The sequence below is a fragment of the Novosphingobium sp. 9U genome (assembly GCF_902506425.1).
Classification (GTDB): Bacteria; Pseudomonadota; Alphaproteobacteria; order Sphingomonadales; family Sphingomonadaceae; genus Novosphingobium.
On the sequence record NZ_LR732504.1, the window covers coordinates 127,815 to 150,097 of the forward strand.

General features: G+C 67.9%; 15 protein-coding genes. 10 read left to right on the plus strand and 5 right to left on the minus strand.

All coding sequences use genetic code 11. From position 1 onward, the window contains the following. Nucleotides 1–164: 164 nt before the first annotated feature. Nucleotides 165–2,846, plus strand: coding sequence for a M1 family metallopeptidase (locus GV044_RS17270; protein ID WP_236555058.1), 2,682 nt, complete (start codon nt 165–167; stop codon nt 2,844–2,846). A 144-nt stretch (nt 2,847–2,990) separates the two neighbouring features. Here GV044_RS17270 and bla read toward each other — a convergent pair whose 3' ends face one another. Next, on the minus strand, nt 2,991–3,884 hold the full coding sequence (gene bla, locus GV044_RS17275) for a subclass B3 metallo-beta-lactamase (protein ID WP_159873165.1): 894 nt from the start codon (nt 3,882–3,884) through the stop codon (nt 2,991–2,993). A 105-nt stretch (nt 3,885–3,989) separates the two neighbouring features. On the opposite strand from bla, the gene GV044_RS17280 reads away from it, so the two are divergent. After that, on the plus strand, nt 3,990–4,865 hold the full coding sequence (locus tag GV044_RS17280) for a LysR family transcriptional regulator (protein ID WP_159873167.1): 876 nt from the start codon (nt 3,990–3,992) through the stop codon (nt 4,863–4,865). 294 nt (nt 4,866–5,159) lie between these two features. Beyond that, nucleotides 5,160–7,655, plus strand: coding sequence for an EAL domain-containing protein (locus tag GV044_RS17285; RefSeq protein WP_159873169.1), 2,496 nt, complete (start codon nt 5,160–5,162; stop codon nt 7,653–7,655). Here the strand turns inward: GV044_RS17285 and GV044_RS17290 are convergent. Then, nucleotides 7,628–8,293 (minus strand): HAD family hydrolase, encoded by a 666-nt coding sequence (locus tag GV044_RS17290; protein WP_159873171.1) that lies wholly within the window; start codon nt 8,291–8,293, stop codon nt 7,628–7,630. The two genes, GV044_RS17285 and GV044_RS17290, sit on opposite strands and share 28 nt — an antisense overlap. 207 nt (nt 8,294–8,500) lie before the next feature. On the opposite strand from GV044_RS17290, the gene GV044_RS17295 reads away from it, so the two are divergent. From GV044_RS17295 to GV044_RS17305, 3 genes are all read left to right on the plus strand, one after another. Continuing rightward, nucleotides 8,501–8,872 (plus strand): cupin domain-containing protein, encoded by a 372-nt coding sequence (locus GV044_RS17295; RefSeq protein WP_159873173.1) that lies wholly within the window; start codon nt 8,501–8,503, stop codon nt 8,870–8,872. Between the two features lie 228 nt (nt 8,873–9,100). Continuing rightward, nucleotides 9,101–10,597, plus strand: coding sequence for an ATPase domain-containing protein (locus tag GV044_RS17300; protein ID WP_159873175.1), 1,497 nt, complete (start codon nt 9,101–9,103; stop codon nt 10,595–10,597). Then, nucleotides 10,587–13,196, plus strand: a complete 2,610-nt coding sequence (locus GV044_RS17305) for an ATP-binding protein (protein ID WP_201299146.1) — start codon at nt 10,587–10,589, stop codon at nt 13,194–13,196. The genes GV044_RS17300 and GV044_RS17305 overlap by 11 nt, the downstream gene beginning before the upstream one ends. Nucleotides 13,197–13,247: 51 nt before the next feature. On the opposite strand, the gene nudC is transcribed toward GV044_RS17305, so the two are convergent. From nudC to GV044_RS17320, 3 genes are read right to left on the minus strand one after another with little or no spacing between them, the layout of a single operon-like run. Beyond that, nucleotides 13,248–14,156: an NAD(+) diphosphatase gene (nudC, locus tag GV044_RS17310; RefSeq protein ID WP_159873177.1), complete on the minus strand. Its 909-nt coding sequence runs from the start codon at nt 14,154–14,156 to the stop codon at nt 13,248–13,250. Continuing rightward, entirely contained in the window at nt 14,153–15,460 is a 1,308-nt protein-coding gene (locus GV044_RS17315) for a serine hydrolase (RefSeq protein ID WP_159873179.1), read from the minus strand. Before GV044_RS17315 ends, nudC begins: the two co-directional genes overlap by 4 nt. Next, nucleotides 15,457–16,533 carry an A/G-specific adenine glycosylase gene (locus GV044_RS17320; RefSeq protein ID WP_159873181.1) on the minus strand — a complete coding sequence of 359 codons (1,077 nt, stop codon included), beginning with the start codon at nt 16,531–16,533 and terminating at the stop codon, nt 15,457–15,459. The genes GV044_RS17315 and GV044_RS17320 overlap by 4 nt, the downstream gene beginning before the upstream one ends. A gap of 29 nt (nt 16,534–16,562) precedes the next feature. Here GV044_RS17320 and GV044_RS17325 point away from each other — a divergent pair, with 29 nt between their 5' ends. From GV044_RS17325 to GV044_RS17340, 4 genes are all read left to right on the plus strand, one after another. Continuing rightward, entirely contained in the window at nt 16,563–17,171 is a 609-nt protein-coding gene (locus GV044_RS17325) for a DUF721 domain-containing protein (RefSeq protein WP_159873183.1), read from the plus strand. Between the two features lie 2 nt (nt 17,172–17,173). Continuing rightward, on the plus strand, nt 17,174–17,887 hold the full coding sequence (locus tag GV044_RS17330) for a thioredoxin domain-containing protein (protein WP_159873185.1): 714 nt from the start codon (nt 17,174–17,176) through the stop codon (nt 17,885–17,887). Nucleotides 17,888–17,997: 110 nt separating this feature from the next. Beyond that, nucleotides 17,998–18,750 carry a thioredoxin domain-containing protein gene (locus tag GV044_RS17335; RefSeq protein WP_159873187.1) on the plus strand — a complete coding sequence of 251 codons (753 nt, stop codon included), beginning with the start codon at nt 17,998–18,000 and terminating at the stop codon, nt 18,748–18,750. A 39-nt stretch (nt 18,751–18,789) separates the two neighbouring features. After that, nucleotides 18,790–22,215 (plus strand): chromosome segregation SMC family protein, encoded by a 3,426-nt coding sequence (locus tag GV044_RS17340; protein ID WP_159873189.1) that lies wholly within the window; start codon nt 18,790–18,792, stop codon nt 22,213–22,215. Nucleotides 22,216–22,283: the final 68 nt, after the last annotated feature.

The following is a 22,283-nucleotide window of genomic DNA, read 5'->3' on the forward strand; positions in this document are numbered from 1 at the left end:
CTGGCTCCTCTCGCTCGTTATCGCATGGGGCATAGCGCGCATGCAGGGGATAAGCACCACCGCGTACAAAGGACGAGCAGGCACGGGACTGGATCGGACCGGCGGCTCGGGCTAGACAAAGGCCCAAGTCGTCAAGAATTCCTGTGTGTGGAGCACCTTAGAACATGCGTTCAGCCTTCCGTCCGTTTGCCACCGCTTCCGCCGTGATCGCCCTGGCGGTGTCGCTGCCGGCGCTTGCCGCTCCCGCGAGCACGCCGGCGCCCGCACTTGCAGCGCTGCCCGAGACGGTACCGAGCGACCTGCCGCGCACGGCCCGCCCCACGCATTACCGCATCGAAGTCACGCCGGACGCCAAGGCATTGAGCTTCAACGGTAAGGTCGCCGTAGACTTGGTGGTGTTCACGGCAACGGACGCCCTGACGTTGCACGGCAACGGCCTCAAGGTCGCTTCGGCGCAGCTCGTCGCCCAGGATGGCAAGAAAACGGCGCTGACCGCCTCGACCGACGAGAAGGCGCAGCAGCTGCGCTTTAACGCGCCATCGCAGATCAAGCCGGGCACTTATCGCCTCGACATCGCGTACTCCGGCACCATCGGCACGCAGCCTTCGGGCCTCTTCGCGCTCGACTACCCCGACAAGCGCACCGGCAAGGACACGCGCGCGCTGTTCACCCAGTTCGAGGCGCCCGACGCACGCCGCTTCGTGCCCAGCTTCGACGAGCCCAGCTACAAGGCGACCTTCGACCTCTCCGCTGTCGTCCCCGCCGGCCAGATGGCGCTAAGCAACATGCCGGTCTCGCGCGAGGAGAAGCTTGCCGGCAACCTCAAGCGCGTGACCTTCGCCACCACGCCCAAGATGAGCTCGTACCTGCTGTTCTTCGGTGTCGGCGACTTCGAGCGCGCGGCAAAGATGGCGGCTGACGGGGTCGAGGTCGGCATCGTCTCGCCCGCCGGCAGCGGCACGCAGGCCGAGTACGCGCGCGATGGCCTGGCGCAGATCCTGCCGTGGTTCGACGACTACTTCGGCGTCAAGTTCCCCCTGCCCAAGCTCGACAACATCGCCGCACCCGGCAGCTCGCAGTTCTTCGGGGCGATGGAGAACTGGGGCGCGATCATGACCTTCGAGCGCATCCTGCTGCTCGATCCCGCGACCACCAGCCCCGAAGGCATGCAGGACATCTACAGCACCCAGGCGCACGAGACCGCACACCAGTGGTTCGGCGACCTAGTGACGATGGCCTGGTGGGACGACATCTGGCTGAACGAAGGCTTCGCCAGCTGGGCGGCCGACAAGATCACCGACCACTTCCACCCTGAGTGGAACTATCGCCTCAACGCCATCGACGGCCGCGAGGCGGCGATGTCGCTCGACGCGCTGCCGACGACCCACCCGATCGTGCAGACGATCCGCACCGTGTCGGAGATGGAGCAGGCCTTCGACGCGATCACGTACCAGAAGGGCCAGGCGACGATCGCCATGCTCGAGGACTACGCCGGTGCCGATACCTGGCGCGCCGGCATTCGCGCCTACATGGCGAAGCACGCCTACGCCAACACGCAAAGTCAGGACCTGTGGGCGGCAATCGAAGGCGCGGGCGGCAAGGACGTAAACTTGATCGCCGAGGCGTTCACCCGCACCCCGGGCGTGCCACTGCTGCGCGTCAGTTCGATCACGTGTCAGAGCGGCAAGACCCGGCTCAGCCTGGCGCAAGACGCCTTCTCGCTCGATCCCGCCGACCGTGGCGGGCAAAAGCCGACCTGGCCGCTGCCGCTGCTGGTGCGCGTGGGCGATGCGACGCCTGCGAGGCACCTGATGAGCACCAAGACGGACAGCGTCGTGCTACCGGGCTGCGGGCCCGTGCTCGTGAACAGCGGACAGCTGGGTTACTATCGCACGCTCTACGACACCGCCTCGCTGCAGAAGCTGGTCGCGAACTTCGCCAAACTAGCGCCGATCGATCAGTATGGCCTGCTGCGCGACAACCTCTCGCTCTCCATGGCAGGCTACCAGGACATGGCCGCTGGCCTGTCGCTGCTGTCGGCCGTGCCCGCCACCGCCGACGCGACGCTGACGGACAACGTGGTGGGTCAGTGGCAGACGGTCTACGACCTGCTCGACAAGGGCACGGCGCAGCAGCAGCTCGGTGGATTGATCTCGCGCACATGGTCGCCGCGCCTGCAGAAACTCGGCTTCGACCCGGTCGCCGGCGAGCCGCTGACCGACACCAAGCTGCGCGCGCAGCTGATCCGCACCCTGGGCGCAACGGGCGATGCCAAGGTCGTCGCCGAGGCACGGCGCAGGTTGCAGGGCCTCGCCACCAACCCGGCCGCGCTCAACGGTCCGCTCAAGCGCACCTGGCTCGATGTCGCAGCGGCGAATGCCACGGAGTCGGATTGGGAGCTGCTCCGCCAGCAGGCAGCCAAGGCCAGCGGTGTCGTCGATCGGCAGCTATACTACAGCAGCCTGGGTGCCGCGCGCGACGAGGCACTCGCGACCAAGACGCTGGCGCTGGCGATCTCGGGCACGCCCGACGCAACCAGCGGCTCGCAGATGATCACGTCGGTGTCGCGCGAGCATCCCGAACTGGCGTTCGACTTCGTGCGCTCGCATCAGGCCGAGGTGGACAAGCTGGTCGAGCATGCCGGCCGCCCGCGCTTCATCGCCCGCCTGGTGGCCGCGAGCACCGAGCCCGCCATGATGGGCAAGCTGCAGGCCTATGCCGCCAGACTGCCGGCGGACGAGGCCAAGCCGGTGATCCAGGCGCAGACCGGCCTGAAGCAGCGCCTCGCCAATCGGCCGACCCAGCGGGCGCAGCTCGCCGCTTGGTTGAAGACGCAGGGGAAGTAAGAGCGCATCGGCCTTCGACAGGCTCAGGCCAAGCGGTGCGGGAGTAAACCTGAGGGTGAGCAGACAAAGGCAGTCAGCCGCTCACCCGCCACCGCCTATGCCGAGCTTGTCGAAGCATGCCAGCCGAGGGCGCGGCCTTGTCGGTCACCGCCCGGCCTCCTCCCGCAGCCGCTTGTCGAGAAGCGCCTCGTGCTTGTCCGCATAAGCCTTGCATGCCGCGGGATCGCGGAACGGGTTCGGCCTGGCTCCTGCACGCAAGGCCGCAAGCTTGCGGTCGCCGCCCGATTGGTCCGGGTGCGCGCTGAGCAGGATGTCGCATGGCAGCTGGCGAAAGCGCGCGAATGTGCGGCGGAACATCGAGACGCGTTCGGGATGATCGGAGAACCGCCAGCTGTCCGAGGAGATCGGATTGAGGCTGGAGGCGAAGAGCACGGTGGCGCAGGCCTTCCCCTCGCACGCTTGCCACTGCCAGCTCGTGCTACCTTCCGTATGGCCGGGTGTGGCGACGGCGGTCACGGTGACGTTCCCCAGACGGATCCGCTCACCATCGCGAACCGCGCGCACCGTCTTCACCGCCGGGAATGTCGCGAGGTCCGCCGCTTGCGGATCGGCGGCGTCCCGGCCGCCGTTGCGCAGCACCGGCGCGGCCTGAGCGCCCGCCAGAACCGTCGCACCGCTGTCGCGTGCCAGTGCGGCCAGGCCGCCGGCATGATCCCAGTGCGGCTCGGTCGAGAGGATCAGCTTCACGTCGCGGATCGACAGGCCCACCTTGCGCAGGTTGGCTTCGATCTGTGGCACGGCCTGCGGGACGGCGCCATCGATCAGGATCAGCCCTGCATCGGTGCGAATTACCGCCACCGTGAGACCACCGAAACCGACGAGGTAGGTGTTGCCGAATAAGCGCGTCGGCACTTGCGGAGCGAGCCAGCGCTTTGCGTATTCGGGCGAGATCGGCCGCAGCAGGAGATCGTCCGCAGGTGCGGTGGCCGCCAGGCTCATCGCAGCCACACTGATGGCTGTCGCCCATTTCATGATCATGCTCCGGCTCCCAAGACTTTGATGCCGGCACCTTGGCCACGCCTGTCGACCAGCACAAAGCATTCATTCTCGACTGAGCCATCAGCTGATCTTATGGATTGAGAGATGGACCGTGCGCAGATCCCGCTCAATGCCCTGCGCGCGTTCGAAGCTGCCGCGCGGCACCTGTCGTTCACTCGCGCCGGCGCCGAGCTGTGCGTCAGCCAGGGCGCTGTAAGCCAGCAGGTCGCAGCGCTCGAGGCAAGGCTGCGAACAGCGCTGTTCCGTCGCCTTCCGCGTGGCCTGGCGCTCACCGACGAGGGCCGGGCCTTGTTCCCGGTGGTCGCCGATGCGCTCGACCGGGTGGGCGGCCTGCTTGCCCGGATCGAAGCCGGCCAGCCACGTGAGGTGCTGTCGCTCGGCGTCGTGGGCACATTCGCCAGCGGGTGGCTGCTGACGCGGCTTCGGGACTTCGAGCGAGCCTGCCCGCAGGTGGACCTGCGCCTTTCCACCAACAACAACCGCGTCGACATCGCCGGCGAGGGCCTGGACATGGCCATCCGCTTCGGCGGGGGCGCCTGGCACGGAACCCATGCGGAGCCGATCCTCAATGCACCGCTCACCCCACTGTGCACGCCCGAGATCGCGACACGCCTCTCCGATCCCACGCTGCTGGGCCGAGAGCTGCTGCTGCGCTCATACCGAAGCGAGGAGTGGCCGGCATGGTTCAGGGCCGCCAACCTGCCCTGTCCGCCCCTGCGGGGCCCGGTGTTCGACAGCTCGGTGCTGATGGTCGACGCGGCACGCCGTGGCCTCGGGATCGCGCTGGCGCCCGCCGCGATGTTCGCCGCCGACTTGCGAGCGGGGACCCTGGTACATCCGTTCGCCACCACGATAGAGGCCGGGAGCTACTGGCTCACCCGCCTGCAATCGCGGGCGGATACGCAGGCTATGGCGCTTTTCCGCACCTGGCTGCTGAACGCGGCGGCAACAGGCGCCTGACTTGTTTGCAAAGTCTGGCCCGAACCTTGTCGCAACGTTGCGCATCAGACACAGGCACCGCAGCTACGCCTTCTTAAGCCTTTGCACGCTAACGACCTTTTAGGAAGAGCGCGGCGGAGGGCGCCAATCGTCCGACGCTGCGCTGTCCAGCGCGAGACGCGCACAGGCGATCCTGGAAGGGCTGAGTTGGCACAGATGAAGGAGGTTTCTGAGCACGACGGAAAGGCCCCGATGCCGCTCGAGAGCGCGCGGGCGGCCCACCTCCTTCGCGAGTTACAACGTGTCGCCCCGACTATGGCTTTGGCGCAAAATCCGTACGAGCCCTTGCAGCCGCTCGCACCGCAGGACATCATCGACGCACTCAGCCGCGCCCACGTCGGTGTCGTCTGCCGCTCGCTCGACGGGCGTATCCTGGCGGTAAATGATTGTTTTTGCGACCTGATCGGGCGCAAGCGCGATGAACTGGCGGGCATCTCGCTCGAACAGCACTCGCACCCCGACGAAATCGGCCCGTTGCTGGAGCTCTATCGCCACCACGCACGCAACGGCACGCCGTTTCGGATGGAGCGGCGTTACCTGCGGCCCAACGGCACCCAGACCTGGTGTCTGGTCCATGTCAGCTTCCTGTGCGCCAGCGACGGCCGGCCCACGGCGACCGTGGCCGTGGTGCTCGACGATACCGTCCGCCGCAACGCCGAAGCCGAACTGCGCGAGAGCGAAGCGCATTACCGCAATAGCATCGAGCTCGCGCCGCAGATCCGCTGGACCGCCACGCCCGATGGAGCGATCCTGGAGGTGAGCCCGCGCTGGGCCGACGTCACCGGGACCTCGGCCGAAGACGCGCTCGGCCATGGCTGGATGCGCGCGCTGCACGATGACGATGTGGCTCCGACCTGCCGGGATTGGGAAGCGGCACTCACGACCAAGCAGCCGGTGGACGTCTCCTACCGGCTGCACACCGCCGACGGGACCGACCGATGGTTCCGCGCCCGGGCGGCTCCTAGGCTGGACGAGGCCGGCGAGGTCGTGCGCTGGTACGGCACTCTCGAGGATGTCGACGACCGCATGCGCACGGAGGAGGCCCTGCGCGAGAGCGAGGAACGCTTTCGTCTAGCCGCTCAGGCGGCCGGCCTGGGCATCTGGGACTTCGACGCGGTACAGGGGCGGCGCGAGTGGTCAGACGATTTCAAGCGGATGCTGGGCCTACCCATCGACGCGGAGCCGGAAATCACCACGGCGCTGGCCCTGGTGGTGGCGGAGGACCGCCACCTGCTACAGGAACTGGTCGCGGCGGTGCAGGCCAACGACAGCGAGCACCGCTTCGAGGTGCTCCTGCGCATCCGACGTGCCGACGACGGCGAGGAGCGCTGGATGCAGACCAGCGGCTGGCGGATCGAAGCGCCGAACGGCCGGCTCGACCGCGTCCTGGTGACCATCCGTGACGTGACCGAGCAGCGCAATGCCGACGAACGCGTGAGGTGGACCGCCAATCACGATGCCCTGACCAAGCTGCCCAACCGCGCATTCTTCCACGAGCATCTGGAGACCGCAATCGAGCGCGCGCGTCAGCAAGGCACCGCGCTCGCCCTCGTCATCTTCGATATCGACAACTTCAAAGAAGCCAACGACACCATCGGCCACGATGGCGGGGACGCCTTGCTGCGCACCTTCGCGGCACGTCTGAGCGCCTACATCGGCGAGACCGGCTTCGTTGCCCGCTTGGGTGGCTATGAGTTCGCCGCCTTCGTCCCCATCGAAGATGAGGCACTGCTGCACGCGCTGGTGCTCCCGTCGCTTCAGGACAACCCCGATGGTCCCGAGGGCGACGGCCCGGGCATCGCGTGCGAGGCGAGTGCGGGTGCAGCGCTGTTCCCGCGCGATGGCGGCACGACCGACGAACTGCTCAAGGCGGCGGACATCGCGCTCTATGCCGGCAAGGCCGCGCAGCGCGGTACGCTGACGATCTTCCGGCCGCAGTTGCGCGAGCCGGTGCAGCGCCGCGCCTCGATGCTCGCGACGGCGCGCAAGGTCATCGCGGACGAGCGAGTGATGCCGTACTATCAGCCCAAGGTCAGACTGACGGATGGCAGCATCGCCGGGTTCGAGGCCCTGATGCGCTGGCGGCACGATACGTTGGGCGTGCTCGGGCCCGATCACTTGTGGGCCGCGTTCGAGGACCTCAACCTTGCGACCGCGCTCGGTGCGCGCATGCTGGACGGGGTCTGCCGCGACATGGCGCGCTGGCGCGACGAGGGGTTGAACTTCGGGCGAGTGGCGGTGAACCTCTCCCCCGCCGAGTTCCGGCGCGAGGACTTGTTCGACCGCGTCATGGCCTGCCTGCACCGGCACGCCGTGTCCCCGTCGCTGCTCGAGATCGAGGTTACCGAGACCGTGTTCCTGGGCCGAGGCGCGGAATCGGTCAGCGATGTCCTGGAGCGGTTCCACCGTGAAGGCATTTCCCTGGCGCTTGACGATTTCGGCACCGGCTATGCCTCGCTCACCCATCTGCAGGCGTTCCCGGTCGACGTGATCAAGATCGACCGCAGCTTCGTCACCAATCTCGCGCCCGATTCCGCCAACGCCGCGATTGTCGATGCGATCATCGGACTGGCGGACCGGCTCGGCATGGACGTGATCGCCGAAGGCATCGAAGCGGCGGAAGAGGCGCGCTACTTGCGGACGCGCGGCTGCCGCTATGGGCAGGGTTTTCTGTTCGGCCGGGCCATGGAGGCAGATGCCGTGCGCCGCCTCCTGTCACAGCCTCAGCGATTGAGGGGCGAACCCTCGTAGTCCGCAAGCAAGGCTGCGACATCGTCGTAGATCGCAACCGCGCCGGCAGCGTTCAGCGCCGCATCCGGGAACTTGCCCGAGCGCACGGCCACCGCGGCAATCCCGCACTTGGCGGCGGCCTCGATGTCGTAGGGCGTATCCCCTACCACGACGGCCTCCTGCGGCGTGAGCGGCGCCAGCTTGGCGAGGGCCGCGGCGAAGATGTCGGGCGCTGGCTTGGTACGCGCGACCTCGTCGCCGTTGGTCGAAACGTCGATGAGATCGGCGGCATCCATCAGCTTCACATAGTGCTCCAGTTCGGAGGCCGAAGCCGATGAGGCCAGGACCACGGTCTTGCCGTCAGCGTGCACCCGGGCCAGCAAGTCGTGCGCAGCGGCAAAGGGCCTGACCTTGTCCAGGTAGTCGGCCTTGAATATCTCGCCATGGAGGTCACCGGCCCGGTCCTGGGTGGCGGCATCGGCATCGGGCAGCAGCGTGGGGACGAGCATGTCCTTGCCCTTGCCGATCTGCCCGTGAATCGTCTCAGCATCGACCGGCACGCCGACCTGTTCGAAGGCGCGCTGCCAGGCGAGGACGTGCAGGTCGTTGCTGTCCACCAGGGTTCCGTCGATGTCGAAAAGCACGGCGCGGATGGGCATGGTGGGGGAAAACTCCTGTCGCGTGGGTCACCGTGGCAACGCACGGAGGCGCCGGATGGTACCGCGCCGATGCCGTCAGTTTCGCAGCCGGCGGGGAGGAACCTTCGGCGCACACGCATCGTTGTGGGCAGCGGAAGGCCGGATTGCAGGAACGGCCGCACTTCCAGACGCTTGCTTGCCTATCCAACTTGCGAAAAGGATCCCCGCATGGCCGTGTTCAACAAGGACATCATCGCTCTCACCACGAAGAACAAGAACTTCCAGAAGGAAGTCTACTATGACGAGAACTGCCAGATCGTGATGATGAGCATCGAGCCTGGCGACGACATCGGCGAGGAAACGCACGACGCCGACCAGACGACCTTCTTCGTCTCTGGCGAGGGTCAGGCGGTGGTCGACGGCAGCCGATCGAAAGTTACGCCCAACCACATCATCGTCATCCCCAAGGGCGCCAAGCACAACATCATCAACAAGGGCGAGGAACCGCTTAAGCTGTTCACCGTCTATTCGCCCCCGGCCGAGGAGCAGGGCGTGAGCCACAAGACTAAGGAAGAGGCTGAGGCGGCCGAGGAGGAGTGATCTCCCGGCCTGCGAAGGAGCGGCGCTTTTTGCCGTTGCCTCAAAGGCCTAGTGCATGGAACCGAACCTGACGGTAAGGGCGCCACCAATCGGCGGGATGGGGATGCTTTGCGCCCCGTTCCGCCATGGTGACGATTGCCGCATCCCGTATTTTCCGGCAGTCCGTAAAGTTCGAACCGCAAGCGCCGACATGCGCTTGTGGGTTCCTGCAGGGAAGATCCGAGGGCGATGGCTGACCAGACGACGATATCGACAGGCAACGATGGCCTGGACATCATCCTCAAAGGTGGACTCACGCCCAATCGGCTCTACTTGCTCGAAGGTGCGCCCGGCTCGGGCAAGACCACTCTGGCGCTCCAGTTCCTGCGCGAAGGCGTGGCACGCGGAGAGCGCGTGCTCTACATCACGTTATCCGAAACCCGCGAGGAACTCCGCGCCGTCGCGGCCTCGCACGACTGGGATCTCGAAGGCTTCGACGTCTTCGAGTTCAACTCGGCGGACGATGTCTTCGGCGGCGGGCGCGAACAATCGATCATCCATCCCTGGGAAATGGAACTGGGCGAGACCGTAAGGCTGATCCAGGACGAGGTCGAGCGCGTGCGCCCCGCCCGCGTCGTGTTCGACAGCCTCTCGGAGATGCGGCTGCTGGCCCAAGACCCGCTACGGTATCGCCGCCAGGTGCTCGCACTCAAGCAGTTCTTCGCCGGACGTGCTTCCACGGTGCTGCTGGTCGACGATATGACCGGATCGATCGAGGCGCGCGACGCGCATCTGCATAGCCTGTGTCACGGCGTGATCACGCTGGAGCGGCTGACGCTCGACTTCGGCGCGGCGCGGCGGCGCATGCAAGTGCAGAAGCTGCGCGGGATCGACTTTACCGCCGGGTACCACGACTTCGTCATCCGCAAGGGTGGCCTCGATATTTTCCCGCGCCTGATCGCCGCCGATCACCACCAGGACTTCAAGGAAGAGCCGATGTCGAGCGGCATCGGCGAGCTCGATGATCTGCTGAACGGCGGTCCCTTGCGCGGCACCAACGTGCTGGTCACCGGGCCCGCGGGTTCCGGCAAGACAACGATCGCGCTGCAGTATGTCCAATCTGCTTGCGAGCGGGGTGAGCCGGTCTCGATCTTCCAGTTCGACGAGCGCGTCGGCACCTTGATGAGCCGGGCCGCCGCCTTTAACCTCGACATCGCCACGCACCTGGACAGCGGCTGCATGGTCCTGCAGCAGATTGACCCGGCCGAGATCTCGCCTGGCGAATTCGCGACCCGCGTGCGCCGAGAGGTAGAGCTGCGCGGGGCACGCGTGATCGTGATCGACAGCCTCAACGGCTACATGGCCGCCATGCCGCAGGAACAGCAACTGCTGCTGCAGATGCACGAGCTGCTCTCCTATCTCAGCCAGCGCGGCGTGGTGACCTTCCTGATCAACCCGCAGCAAGGGCTGGTCGGCACCATGGCGACCAACCTCAACATTTCCTATATCGCGGACGCCGTGATCCTGCTGCGCTACTTCGAGGCGGGGGGCCGCGTGCGCAAGGCGATCTCGATCATTAAGAACCGGGGCGGCATGCACGAGGATTCGATCCGCGAGTTCCGCATCGATGGCAATGGCCTGCGGATCGGTGCTCCCCTGGTGGAGTTCAGAGGCATTCTGACCGGCACGCCCGAATTCACCGGCGAAGGCTCCCCGCTGATGGAAGACCGGCTGAGTGCCAACTGAGGCATCGAACGAGGGCCGGCGGGTTGTTGTCTGCGCGCCGTTCGGCCGTGATGCGGAGAGCGTTGCCGCGCTGCTGACGCGTGAGGGTTACGAGGCGGCGCCTTGCGCTGATCTCGCCCAAGTGGCGGCGCACATAGACGATGAAGTCGGCGCCGTGCTGGTGACCGAGGAGGCGCTGGGCACGGGGATAGAACTGCTGCGCGACGCCTTGTCCCGGCAGCCGCCGTGGTCGGATTTGCCGTTCGTGCTCCTCAAAGCACAGCGCACCGGCCGGTCGGCGCCGAACACCGCGCTTGAAGGACTGGCCGGGCTGGTCAACAACACCGTCATCCTGGAGCGGCCGCTCGGCATAGCCTCGCTCGTCAGCGCCGTTGCGTCTGCGCTTCATGCCCGGCGCAAGCAGTTCGAGATGCGGGATCGCATCGCCGAGCTCGCCAGTTCGGAAAGCCGCCTGCGTCTTGCAACCGAAGCCGCTAATATCGGAACTTGGGACTACGATCCCATTGGCGACGTGCTGCGTTGGGACTTGCGCTGCAAGGCGCTGTTCGGCCTGCCGCCGGATGCGGAGATCACATTCGAACACAGCTTCATCGCCGGCCTGCACCCTGAAGACCGCGCGCGCACGGTTGACGCGGTCAGCCGCGCACTCGATCCACACGGCAAGGTCGACTACGACATCGAATACCGCACTATAGGGCTGTCCGACGGCGTGGAGCGCTGGGTCGCGGCAAAAGGTGGCGCGGTGTTCGATCAAGAGCGCGCCACGCGTTTCGTCGGCACCATCATGGACATCTCCGAACGCAAGCGCGCCGAGGCAGCGCTTGCTGCCTCCGAAGCCGCGCTGCGAGAAGAAAGCCATGCGCTGGAGATCCTCAACCGTACCGGCAGCAAGGTAGCGGCCGAGCTCGACCTCGACAGCCTTGTACAGGCGGTGGTCGATGCCGGCCGCGAGCTTACGGGCGCGGAGGCTGGTGCTTTCTTCTACAACAAGGTGGATGACGACGGCGAAAGCTACCTGCTGTTCAGCCTGTCGGGGCCGCCACACTCTGCCTTCGAGAACTACCCCATGCCGCGCAACACCGCGGTTTTCGGCCCGACATTCGCGGGTGAGGGCGTGGTGCGCTCCGACGACATCCGGCAGGATCCTCGCTACGGTCAGAACGACACCTACCACGGCATGCCCGCGGGCCACATCCCGGTGGTCAGCTACCTCGCCGTGCCGGTGGCTTCACGCTCGGGCGAAGTGATCGGCGGCTTGTTCTTCGGCCACAGCCAACCGGCTCAGTTCAGCGACCGCTCCGAGCGGCTTGCCGTCGGCCTTGCTGCCCAGGCTGCGATCTCGATCGAGAACGCGCGGCTGATCCAGGCGGCCCAGCGCCTGAACCAGACGCTCGAGCAGAAAGTCGCCGAGCGCACCCACGACCTCGAAGCCGAGATGGCGAGCCGCGCCCGCGCGGAGGCAGCGCTGCGTCAGAGCCAGAAAATGGAGGCCGTGGGTCAGCTGACGGGCGGCATCGCGCACGATTTCAACAACATGCTGACCGGGGTCATCGGCGGCCTCGACATCGTCAAGCGCCGCATCGCCTCTGGCCGGACGCAGGACCTCGATCGCTTCATGGACGCGGCCTCCGCCTCGGCGCACCGCGCGGCAGGGCTGACCGCGCGCCTGCTCGCCTTTTCGCGCCGGCAGTCGCTCGATGCGCGGCCGCTCGACGTCAATGCGCTGACCGCTTCGCTTGACGACCTGCTGCGCCGCACGATCAACGAGAACATCGCACTCAAGATCGTGCCCGGGCGGGACGCGCCGCACGCCATTGCCGATGCCAATCAGCTCGAGAACGCGATCCTGAACCTCGCGATCAACGCGCGCGATGCCATGCCTGATGGCGGCCAGTTGACCGTGGAGGTGCAGAGCGTCGAGCTGGACGAGGCCTATGCCGCCACGGAGCCCGATGTGGCGCCCGGCCGCTATGTCGTGATCGCCGTCTCGGACACCGGCGTTGGTATGCCGGCCGACGTGATCGAGAAAGTTTTCGAGCCGTTCTTCACCACCAAACCGATCGGCCAGGGAACGGGCCTGGGCCTCTCCATGGTTTACGGCTTCGCGCGCCAATCTGGTGGCCAGGTGCGCATCCACAGCCGCCCGGGCGAAGGCACGTCGGTGAAGATCTACCTGCCCGCGTGCGAGGGTGACGCCACTAGCCAGAGCGACAGCCCCGGCGCCGTGCAGGAAGGCCATGGTCAGACCGTGCTGGTGGTCGAGGACGATCCGTCGGTACGCCTGCTGGTACGCGAGGTGCTGGAAGAGCTCGGCTATGCCCCGCTCGAAGCCGGCGACGCCGTCGAAGCGATCCCCATCCTGCGCTCGGCCCAATCGATCGACTTGCTGGTGTCCGATGTCGGGCTGCCTGGCATGAACGGGCGCCAGCTGGCCGAAGTCGCGCGCGAGCATCGGCCCGACCTGCCGATCCTGTTCGTCACCGGCTATGCCGAGAACGCCGCGATCCGTGCCGGCTTCCTGGGCACCAACATGGCCATGATCACCAAGCCCTTCGCCATCGAGGCGCTGGCGGCGAAGATCGGCGAGATGGTGAATTAGGGATCCCTCATCCTCTTCCCGCCGGGATAGGAACGCAGCTCGGACGCTGGCTTAATCCCCGCGATCGTACCACCAGCGCAGCAGGACATGCGCGATCGCGGTCGCGGGCGGGGCGCCGAAGCTGCGGCCCGCATCGCCGCTGGCGATCGCCTGCAACGCATCGCCCACGTCCTCGCGCGAGAACCAGCGCGCGTCTTCCAGTTCGGTGGTGTCGACGGTAATTGCCGGATCGTCGGCTTGCGCGTGGCAGCCGATCATCAGCGAGGACGGGAACGGCCAGGGCTGGCTGGCGACGTAGGTCACGTCGCGCACCCGCACCCCCGCTTCCTCGAACACCTCGCGCGCGACGGCCTCCTCGATCGTCTCGCCCGGTTCGACGAATCCGGCTAGGGCCGAGTAGCGCCCGGCCGGGAAGCGCGGTTGCCGCCCGAGCAGCACCTGGCCCTGATGCTCCACCAGCATGATCGTCACCGGATCGGTGCGCGGGAAGTGCTCGGCCCGGCAGTCCGGATCGGTGCAGTTGCGCTGCCAGCCGCCTTTGGTCAGTGTGGTGGGATGCCCGCTCTGAGCGCAGAAGCGGTGCCGCGCATGCCAGCCGACCAGTGCGCGCGCGGCGCCATAGCTTGCGAGTTCGTCGGCGGGCAGCACCGCCATCGCCTGCCAGCTCCGTGGCCCTGCGATCATCGCCTCGCGCGGGAAATGCGCGGGGACTTGCGCGAAGCACCCGATCCCGCCGTGGTCCGGATCGATACCGAGGAAGACCAGCTCGGCGTCCGCTGCAAGCCGCGCGACGTCGCTCCAGGCTAGGCGGCCATCCTCGGTCAATACCGGGTCGAGGCCTTCCATGTGGAGCAACCGGCCGCCGTCCCTCAACGCTTCCAGCGCGACGGGATCGGAACGGATGTGATCGGCGCGGTCGATCCGCGCCCCGGCGAAGGCGATCGGGGGCAGAGTGCTCATCGTTTCTCCAGGAGAGCCATGACGTCCGCTTTCAGCGCAGTCTGGAACTCGGGCAATAGCTTCATCGAATCGGCAGGCATGAATTGCGCGAAGATCTGCGAGCGCAGGCCGTGCACCATGTCGACCATGCCAACCGTGCCCGCAGCGCCCGCCCAGCCGTAGATGCCCGCCTCAGGCCCCAGGCCGACGCGGCCGCCCGCGCCGAATCCCCCGGCAGGTCCCATGATCGCGGGTCCGGCGACGCCCTTGGGCAGGAGGTTGGACGTGCCCAGCCGCACCGCCTTTTCCGACAGTACGCGCTTGCCGTCGATCTGCCCGAACTGCGCCAGCATCCGCAGGAAGCGGTCGTAGTCACGTGGCGTGCTCACCAGCCCCGCGCCGCCGAAGGGTGCGGCCGGCTTCTCCAGGAACAGCGAGCGATTGCCCTCGTCGATGGCGACGAAGATGCCCTGGATCACACCATAGTTCGTCGCCAGCCGGCCTGCGTCCGCACGTGGCACCTGGAACACGGTGTCCTTCATGCCCGCCGGACCGAAGATCGTGTCCTTCAGATACTGATCGAACGGTTTGCCGCTCAGCAGTTCGATCACGTGGCCCATCAGGTCGAGCCCCATCGAGTAGCTCCAGTGCGTGCCCGGATCGTAGACCAGCGGCACTTGCGCCAGGGCATCGGCGAAGGCCTTGAGCCCGGAGATCGACTTGGCGCGGGTGAAGCCATTGATCGGCAGCTGCGTGACCTGGCCGGGGATCAGGCCCTTCTGCTCCATCAGCCGCACGATCGGGCCGCTCTGGACGATGGCATAGCCAAGGCCCGAGGTATGCGTCAGCAAATGGCGCATGGTGATCGGCCGCGGCGCCGGGTGGAGTGCGGTGATCGAGCCATCGTAGGTGTTCTGGACTTTCATGTCCTTGAACTGCGGCAGCACCTCATGGACCGGCTGATCGAGCGCCATCTTGCCTTGCGCGATCAGGTGCATCGCCGCCATGCCGGTGATCGGCTTGGTCATCGAATAGATGCGGAACAGCGTGTCGGGCGTCATCGGATCGGCGTCCGTGAAACCCTGGCTGCCGAGCGAAACGAACTCGGGCGCCTGTCCCGGCCGGCCGAGCGAGGCGACCAGTCCGGGAAACTTGCCCGGCCCCACCCACCGGGTCAGCAGCGCGCGCACGTTGGCGAGCATGTCCGGGCGAGCCGCCGCCTGCGCCAACCCAGGCAGCAAGCCGCTCAGGCCCGCAGCCGCTCCCAGCTGGAGCAGCGCTCGGCGGTTGAGGGCAGCTTCGAGCACGCGATTTTCGGACTTCAAGCCTCGACTCCGGTTGTGACCAGCGCGAGGCGCGCCGCCTTGGCGAACAGAGTGGGCAAGCCGGCCTCTTCGATGCGCTCGACTGGCCACCACTCGCCTTGTTCAGCGTCGAGAGTGGCCCATTCGTTCCCGCGATAGATCATGAGGTGCAAGTCGAGACTGAAGTGGGTGAAGACATGCGCCACCGTGCCGCCCGCGTCCCAGGCGCCGAACACCGGAGCCTCGCCGCTGCCGTCGCTCTTCGCGCTCCAGCCATCGTCGGGCAGCGCCCGCATGCCGCCGAGCATCCCCTTACCGGCGCGGCGCACCAGCCAAACCGCACCGGCGCGCTCGATCCAGAATGTGCGTCCGGTGCGCTGCGGCCGTGCCTTCTTCGCGGCCTTGACGGGAAAGCGCTCGGGCTCGCCCGTCTTGCGCGCCGTGCACAGCGCCGAAAGCGGGCACAGCAGGCAGCGCGGACTGCGCGGCGTGCAGATGGTGGAGCCCAAGTCCATCATGGCCTGCGCGAAGTCACCGGCGCGCTGCTCCGGGGTGATCGCGTCGGCATGGCGGCGGATCGCGGGTCGAGATCCCGGCAGCGGCTCTGCCATCGCGAACAGGCGCGAGACGACGCGCTCCACGTTGGCGTCGACCACCACCGCCCGGCGACCGAACGCGATCGCCGCTACCGCCGCTGCGGTATAGGCTCCCAGCCCCGGCAGCGCCCGCAGGCCCTCCTCAGTGTCGGGGAACGAGCCGCCTCGCGCCAAGATCTCACGCGCGCAAGCCAGCAGGTTGCGCGCCCGTGCGTAGTAGCCCAGCCCCGCCCACGCGGCCATCACCTCTCCTTCCGGAGCCTCGGCCAGGGCGGTGACCGTCGGCCAGCGGCGGGTAAACTCGGCGAAGTAGCTCTTCACCGCTGCCACAGTGGTCTGCTGCAGCATGACTTCGGACAGCCACACGCGATAGGGATCGGGCGCGGCGCTTCCCGGCTGCGCGCGCCAAGGCAGCGTACGGGCATGCGCATCGTACCAATCCAAGAGAGCAGGGGCGAGCAGCGCGGGCGCGGCGGCACTATGCGAACTGGCGTCCATCGCGCCGCTATGGCATTGGCTGGCCGGCAATGGAACGGGCCGAACGGGTGTCAGATCGCGATACGGGCAAGGATGCCGCGGATAAGCCGGCGAAGACCTCTGCCCGCAGCACGGAGGCGGGTGCCAAGGCCGCCGGCCTGAAGCCCTACGAACGCCCTCGCGGCGGCCAGGCCCGCGCCATCAGCGACCTCATGCCCGAAGTCGGCCGCACGGCGTTCCGCCGCTTCGGCTTCGTCCAGTCGAGCGTCGTCAGCCGCTGGCCCGAGATCGTCGGCGTGCGGCATGCCAAGGTCTGCACGCCCGAATCGATCCGCTTCCCGCCGGGCGAGAAGCACGACGGCATCCTGCAGCTGGTGGTCGTTCCCGCCCACGCACCGCTGATCCAGCACGTGATCCCCGAGATCATCGAGCGGGTGAACCGCTTTTTCGGCTACAATGCCGTGGCCCGCGCCAAGATCCGGCAAGGCGAGGTTAAGCCGCCGCCTGCTTCTGGGCCCAGAAGCGCACCTCCCTCGCTGAAGCCGATCCCGATGGAACTTGGCGAGTCCTTGCGCGATATCGGTGATCCGGAGCTTCGCGCCGTGCTCGAATCACTCGCCCGCAGCATGGGCGCGGCCAAGGACAGGACTGAGGACTAGACGTGATCCATCGTAGCATCCGCCTGATCGCCGCACTCGTGCTGGCCGCCTTTTGCACAACCGTCGCACCGGCCCCGTCGTTGGCGGCACCTGCGTCCGCCAGCCACGGCAACTGGAACGCCGCGGTCGTGCAAGGCACCGACGGCACTTTCACGCTCGGCAACCCCAGGGCAAAGGTGAAACTGACCGAGTATGTCAGCTACACCTGCCCGCACTGCGCGCACTTCCACAAGGAAGCCGAACCGCTGCTGCGCCTGAGCTACGTGCCTCAGGGCAAGGTCGCGGTCACCGTCTCGCAAGTGGTGCGCAATCCGATCGACCTGACGATCGCCATGCTGACTAGTTGCGGCGATCCCAAGACCTTCTTCACGCGGCACAACGGCTTCATGGCCTCGCAGGATCGCTGGCTCGCCAAGTACGACAGCTTCACCGAGGCGCAGACCGCGCGCTGGACCAGCGGCCCCGTTCCCACCCGCCTGCGCGCGATTGCATCGGACTTCGACTTCTACGCAATCATGGCCCGCTGGAGCTACAGCCGCGCGCAGGTCGATCGCTGCCTGGCCGATCCGGCCGTGCTCAAGCGCGTGACCGCCCAGACCGAAGCCTCTTCCGCCAAAGGCGTGGACAGCACGCCCAGCTTCGCGATCGGCGGCGACGTGCTCGTCGGTACCCACGACTGGAAGACGCTGGCGGCGCAGATCGACGCCCGCCTCTGACATCAGCGCAGGCGCAAGCTGTGGAGACATCCGGCCTGAGCCAGCGCTTCCGCTTTGATCCTGCGCCGCTCTGCGCTAGCGCACTCTCTGTTGTGAGAAGGACCTCTTGCATGGCTTCCCGTTTCCGCTCGTTCGCCTTTGCCGCTGCCGCACTCCCGCTGGCGCTCGCCCTTTCGGCCTGTGGCGACAAGAAGACCGACGCTGCGCCGAGCGGTGAATCTGCGGCCAAGGTCGCACCGCCTGCCGGCAAGGCCTGGAGCGATGTCGTCACCAAGACGGAGGAGGGCGGCTACCGCGTCGGCAACCCGAACGCGCCGATCAAGCTGGTCGAATATGGCGCCCTCTCCTGCTCGCACTGCGCCCAGTTCGCCAAGGAAAGCGGCGAGAAGCTGCTGAACGACTACGTTGGCAGTGGTCGCGTCAGCTACGAGCTGCGCTTCTTCATGCTCAACGCCTTTGATGTGCCCGCCACCCTGCTGGCGACATGCGGCGCGAACGAGGCAGTGGTTCCGCTCTCGGAGCAGTTCTGGGCCTGGCAGCCGAACATGTTCACCAACCTGCAGACCGCGGGCGATCCCAAGATCCAGCAGGCTGCTGCGCTCCCACCCGCGCAGCGCATGCAGGCAATCGCGCAGCTTGCCGGCATGAGCGAGTTCTTCGCCTCGCGCGGCATCTCACGCGACCAGGGAGCGGCTTGCCTCGCCGACACCGCCAAGGCCGACGCGCTCGCCAAGCAGACCGAGACCGCGTCGACCAAGTACGAGGTCTCGGGCACGCCGACGTTCTTCATCAACGACGCGCCGGTCGGCACTGCCGACTGGGCGACGCTTGAGCCCAAGCTGCAGGCCGCCGGCGCGCGCTGATGCACCATTCGCCGCCCTGCAGATCCGCCTGATCACGCGATGCACTTCCGGCGGCTGAAGCTCAGCGGTTTCAAGAGCTTCGTCGAGCCTGCCGAACTGCGCATCGAGCCGGGGCTGACGGGCGTCGTCGGCCCCAACGGCTGCGGCAAGTCCAATCTCCTCGAAGCGATCCGCTGGGTCATGGGCGAAAGCTCGGCCAAGTCGCTGCGCGGCGGTGGCATGGAAGACGTGATCTTCGCCGGCACCGCCAGCCGCCCGCCCCGCGCTTTTGCCGAGGTGGTCCTGCAGGCCGGCACGGCAGCGGGCGAGGACCTGGAAGTCGTTCGCCGGATTGAGCGCGGCGCCGGCAGCGCCTATCGCGTCAACGGGCGCGACGTGCGCGCCAAGGACGTGGCGCTGATCTTCGCCGATGCCGCGACCGGCGCCCACTCGCCCGCGCTCGTCAGCCAGGGCCGCATTGCCGCCGTCATCAACGCCAAGCCCGCCGAGCGGCGCGCGATGCTGGAAGAGGCCGCGGGCATCGCCGGGCTCCACGTCCGGCGCAAGGACGCCGAGACCCGCCTGCGCGCCACCGAAGCCAATCTCGCGCGCCTCGACGACCTGATGGCCGGCCTCGACAAGCAAGTAGCGACCCTGCGCCGCCAAGCACGCGCGGCGGAGCGTTACCGTACCCTCTCCGACCAGATCCGCGTCGCCGAGGCCCGCCTTGTCTTCGCCCGCTGGCGCGATGCGGCGGCGGCAGCAGAGGCCGCGCGCAAGGAAGCGCAAGCCGCCGAGGCGGCAGTCGCCGGCATGCAGGATGTCACGCGCCAGGCGCAGGCTGCGCAAGCTGCGGCAGCGCAGGCGCTCGCTGATGCGCGCGAAGCTGTGACCGACCGGCGCGACGATGCCAGTGCGCAAGGTCACCGTCTGGCCACCCAGGCGGGCAAGCTCGAGGCGGCCGAGCAGCGACTTGCCGACCTCGACCGCCAGCGCGCCCGCATGGAACAGGACCGCAGCGATGCCGATCGCCTGACCCGCGATGCCGCCGGTGCACTCACCCGCCTTGAGCACGAGCTCACGGAGGCGTCCGAGCGCCTCCAAACCGCCGGGAGCGAACGTCCGCAACTCGTCGTCGCACTCGACCGTGCCGAAGCCGCATCGCGCGCCGCCGAGCTCGCCCTGGCGCAGGCCACTGCCGAGCAAGCCGGCGTCGAAGCCGAGTGGCGCATCGCCGAAGCCGAGCGGACGCAGGCACACGGTAGGCTCGAACGGCTCGCCAGCGAGAGCACCCGCCACGCGGCGTTGCTCGCCGAGCTCGATCGCGCCGGCGACCCGGAGGACGCGGTTACACGGGCTGCTGCGCGTCGGGACCAAGCGACGGCATCGTTGGCTGCGGCGCGTGTCGCGCTGACAGATCTGACCACTCGCAAAGCCGACCTGCAGACCGCCCGCGACGAGGCCAGCGCCGCACTGGCAGGCGCGCGCGCCGATTTCACCGGCATCGAGCGCGAGCATGCCGCGTTGCTGCGAGACCGGGAGGCGCGGGCGAAAGGTGCCAAGGCTGCCCACGGCCTGCCGGTCGCCATCGATGCGCTGAGCGTTGAGCCGGGCTACGAACGGGCGCTGGCAGCGGTGCTGGGCCGCGATGCTAAGGTTCCGCTCGGCAGTCCCACGGCCTCGGCGGAGGGGCGGTTCTGGACAGGTGCCCCGACACCGCCCCCGCGAGCCGACAGCCTGTCTCATCACGTCACCCGCTGCCCACCCGAACTCACCGCCCGCCTCGCACTGGTCCGCGTGGCCGAGGCGGACGACGGCGCGCCGCTCCCTCCCGGCGAGTGGCTGGTGACTCGCGCCGGAGCGCTGCGCCGCTGGGATGGCTTCGTGGCTCGCGGCGAAGGTGCGGCGGAGGCCGCGCGATTGGAGGCCGAGAACCGCTTTGCCGAACTCGACGCGCAGCTGCCGCCACTGCGCGACCGTGCCGCCGCCGCCGAAGTGGCGCTAGCTGACGCGCAACGGTCACTGTCCGCCCTCCAGCAGGAGCTGGTCGCCGCCGAGCGCACCGTCTCTGCCGCGGTCGAGGCGGAGCGCGCGGCGCTGCGTGCCCTCGACCGGGCCGAGGATGCGCGCAATCGCCAGGCCGCGCGCCGGGCCGAGCTCGAGCGCACCGGCGCCGACCTTGCCGAGCAGACCCGCGCCGCCCAAGCCGATGCGGATGCCGCCGCCGCCCGGCACGCCGCCCTTCCCGACCCTGCCGCCGGCCGCGCTGCCCTCGCCGCCGCTCGCACCGCAAACGACGAGGGGCGGCGCGCCTTGCAGTCCGCCACCGCAGCGCTGGCGTCGCACGACCAGGGCTTGGCGGCGCTGCGGGAGCGGACGGCCACGCAGCGCGCCGACATTCGCGGCTGGCAGGCACGCGCCGGGGACGCCGCCAAGCGCTTGGCCGACACCGCGCTGCGGCTCGAAACCATCGAGGACGAGCGCGCCGGCATCGCTGCCATTCCGCCCGCGCTCGCTGCCGAGATCGAGGCGGGCGAAATAATCCGCCAGCGTCTCGCCGCCGAGCTTGCGCAGGCCGAGGCCGCGCTGGCGCAGGCCACCGAAGCCGCCCGCCTGGCCGACGCCGCGCTCGCCGCCGTGCAGGAGAGCCTGGCCGCCGCCCGAGAGGCCCGCGCCGGGGCGACCGCCCGCGCCGAGAACGAGGATGCGCGCCGGGTCGAGATGAACCGCGTATCGGGCGAGCGCTTCCAGTCCCCGCCGCCGCTGCTGCCCGGCCGCTTCGGGTTCGCCAGCGAGGAAGTCGGCCTCGCCGTCGACGAGTCCGCCGCGATGGACCGCCTCTCCACCGAGCGCGAGCGGATCGGGCCGGTCAACCTCGTCGCCGCTGACGAACTCGTTCAGGCCGAGGCGCAGCTGGGCACCAACGCCACCGAGAAGGCCGAGCTGACCGAGGCCGTGCACCGCCTGCGCGGATCGATCGGCAACCTCAACCGCGAGGGGCGCGAGCGGCTGCGCGCGGCGTTCGAGGCGGTGGACGCGCACTTCCGCCGGCTGTTCACCCGGCTGTTCCAAGGCGGCCAGGCACACCTGGCGCTGGTCGATTCCGACGATCCGCTCGAAGCCGGGCTGGAGATCTTCGCCCAGCCGCCCGGCAAGCGCCTACAGTCGCTCACCCTGGCGTCCGGCGGCGAGCAGGCGCTGACCGCGGTGGCGCTGATCTTCGCGCTGTTCCTCACCAACCCCGCACCGATCTGCGTGCTCGACGAAGTGGACGCCCCGCTCGACGATGCCAACATCGAGCGCTTCTGCGACCTGCTCGACGCGATGGTGACCGAAACCCACACCCGCTACCTGATCGTCACCCACAACGCCGTGACCATGAGCCGCATGCACCGCCTGTTCGGCGTGACCATGGTCGAGCGCGGGGTCAGCCGCCTCGTCAGCGTCGACCTGGGCGGCGCGGAGGAGCTGCTGGCGGCGGAATAGGTCCTGTCCAGTCGGTCCGTTCTGCGGGAAGCGTTACGAAGAGCTTCCAGTGCTGCGCCAATGCTCTG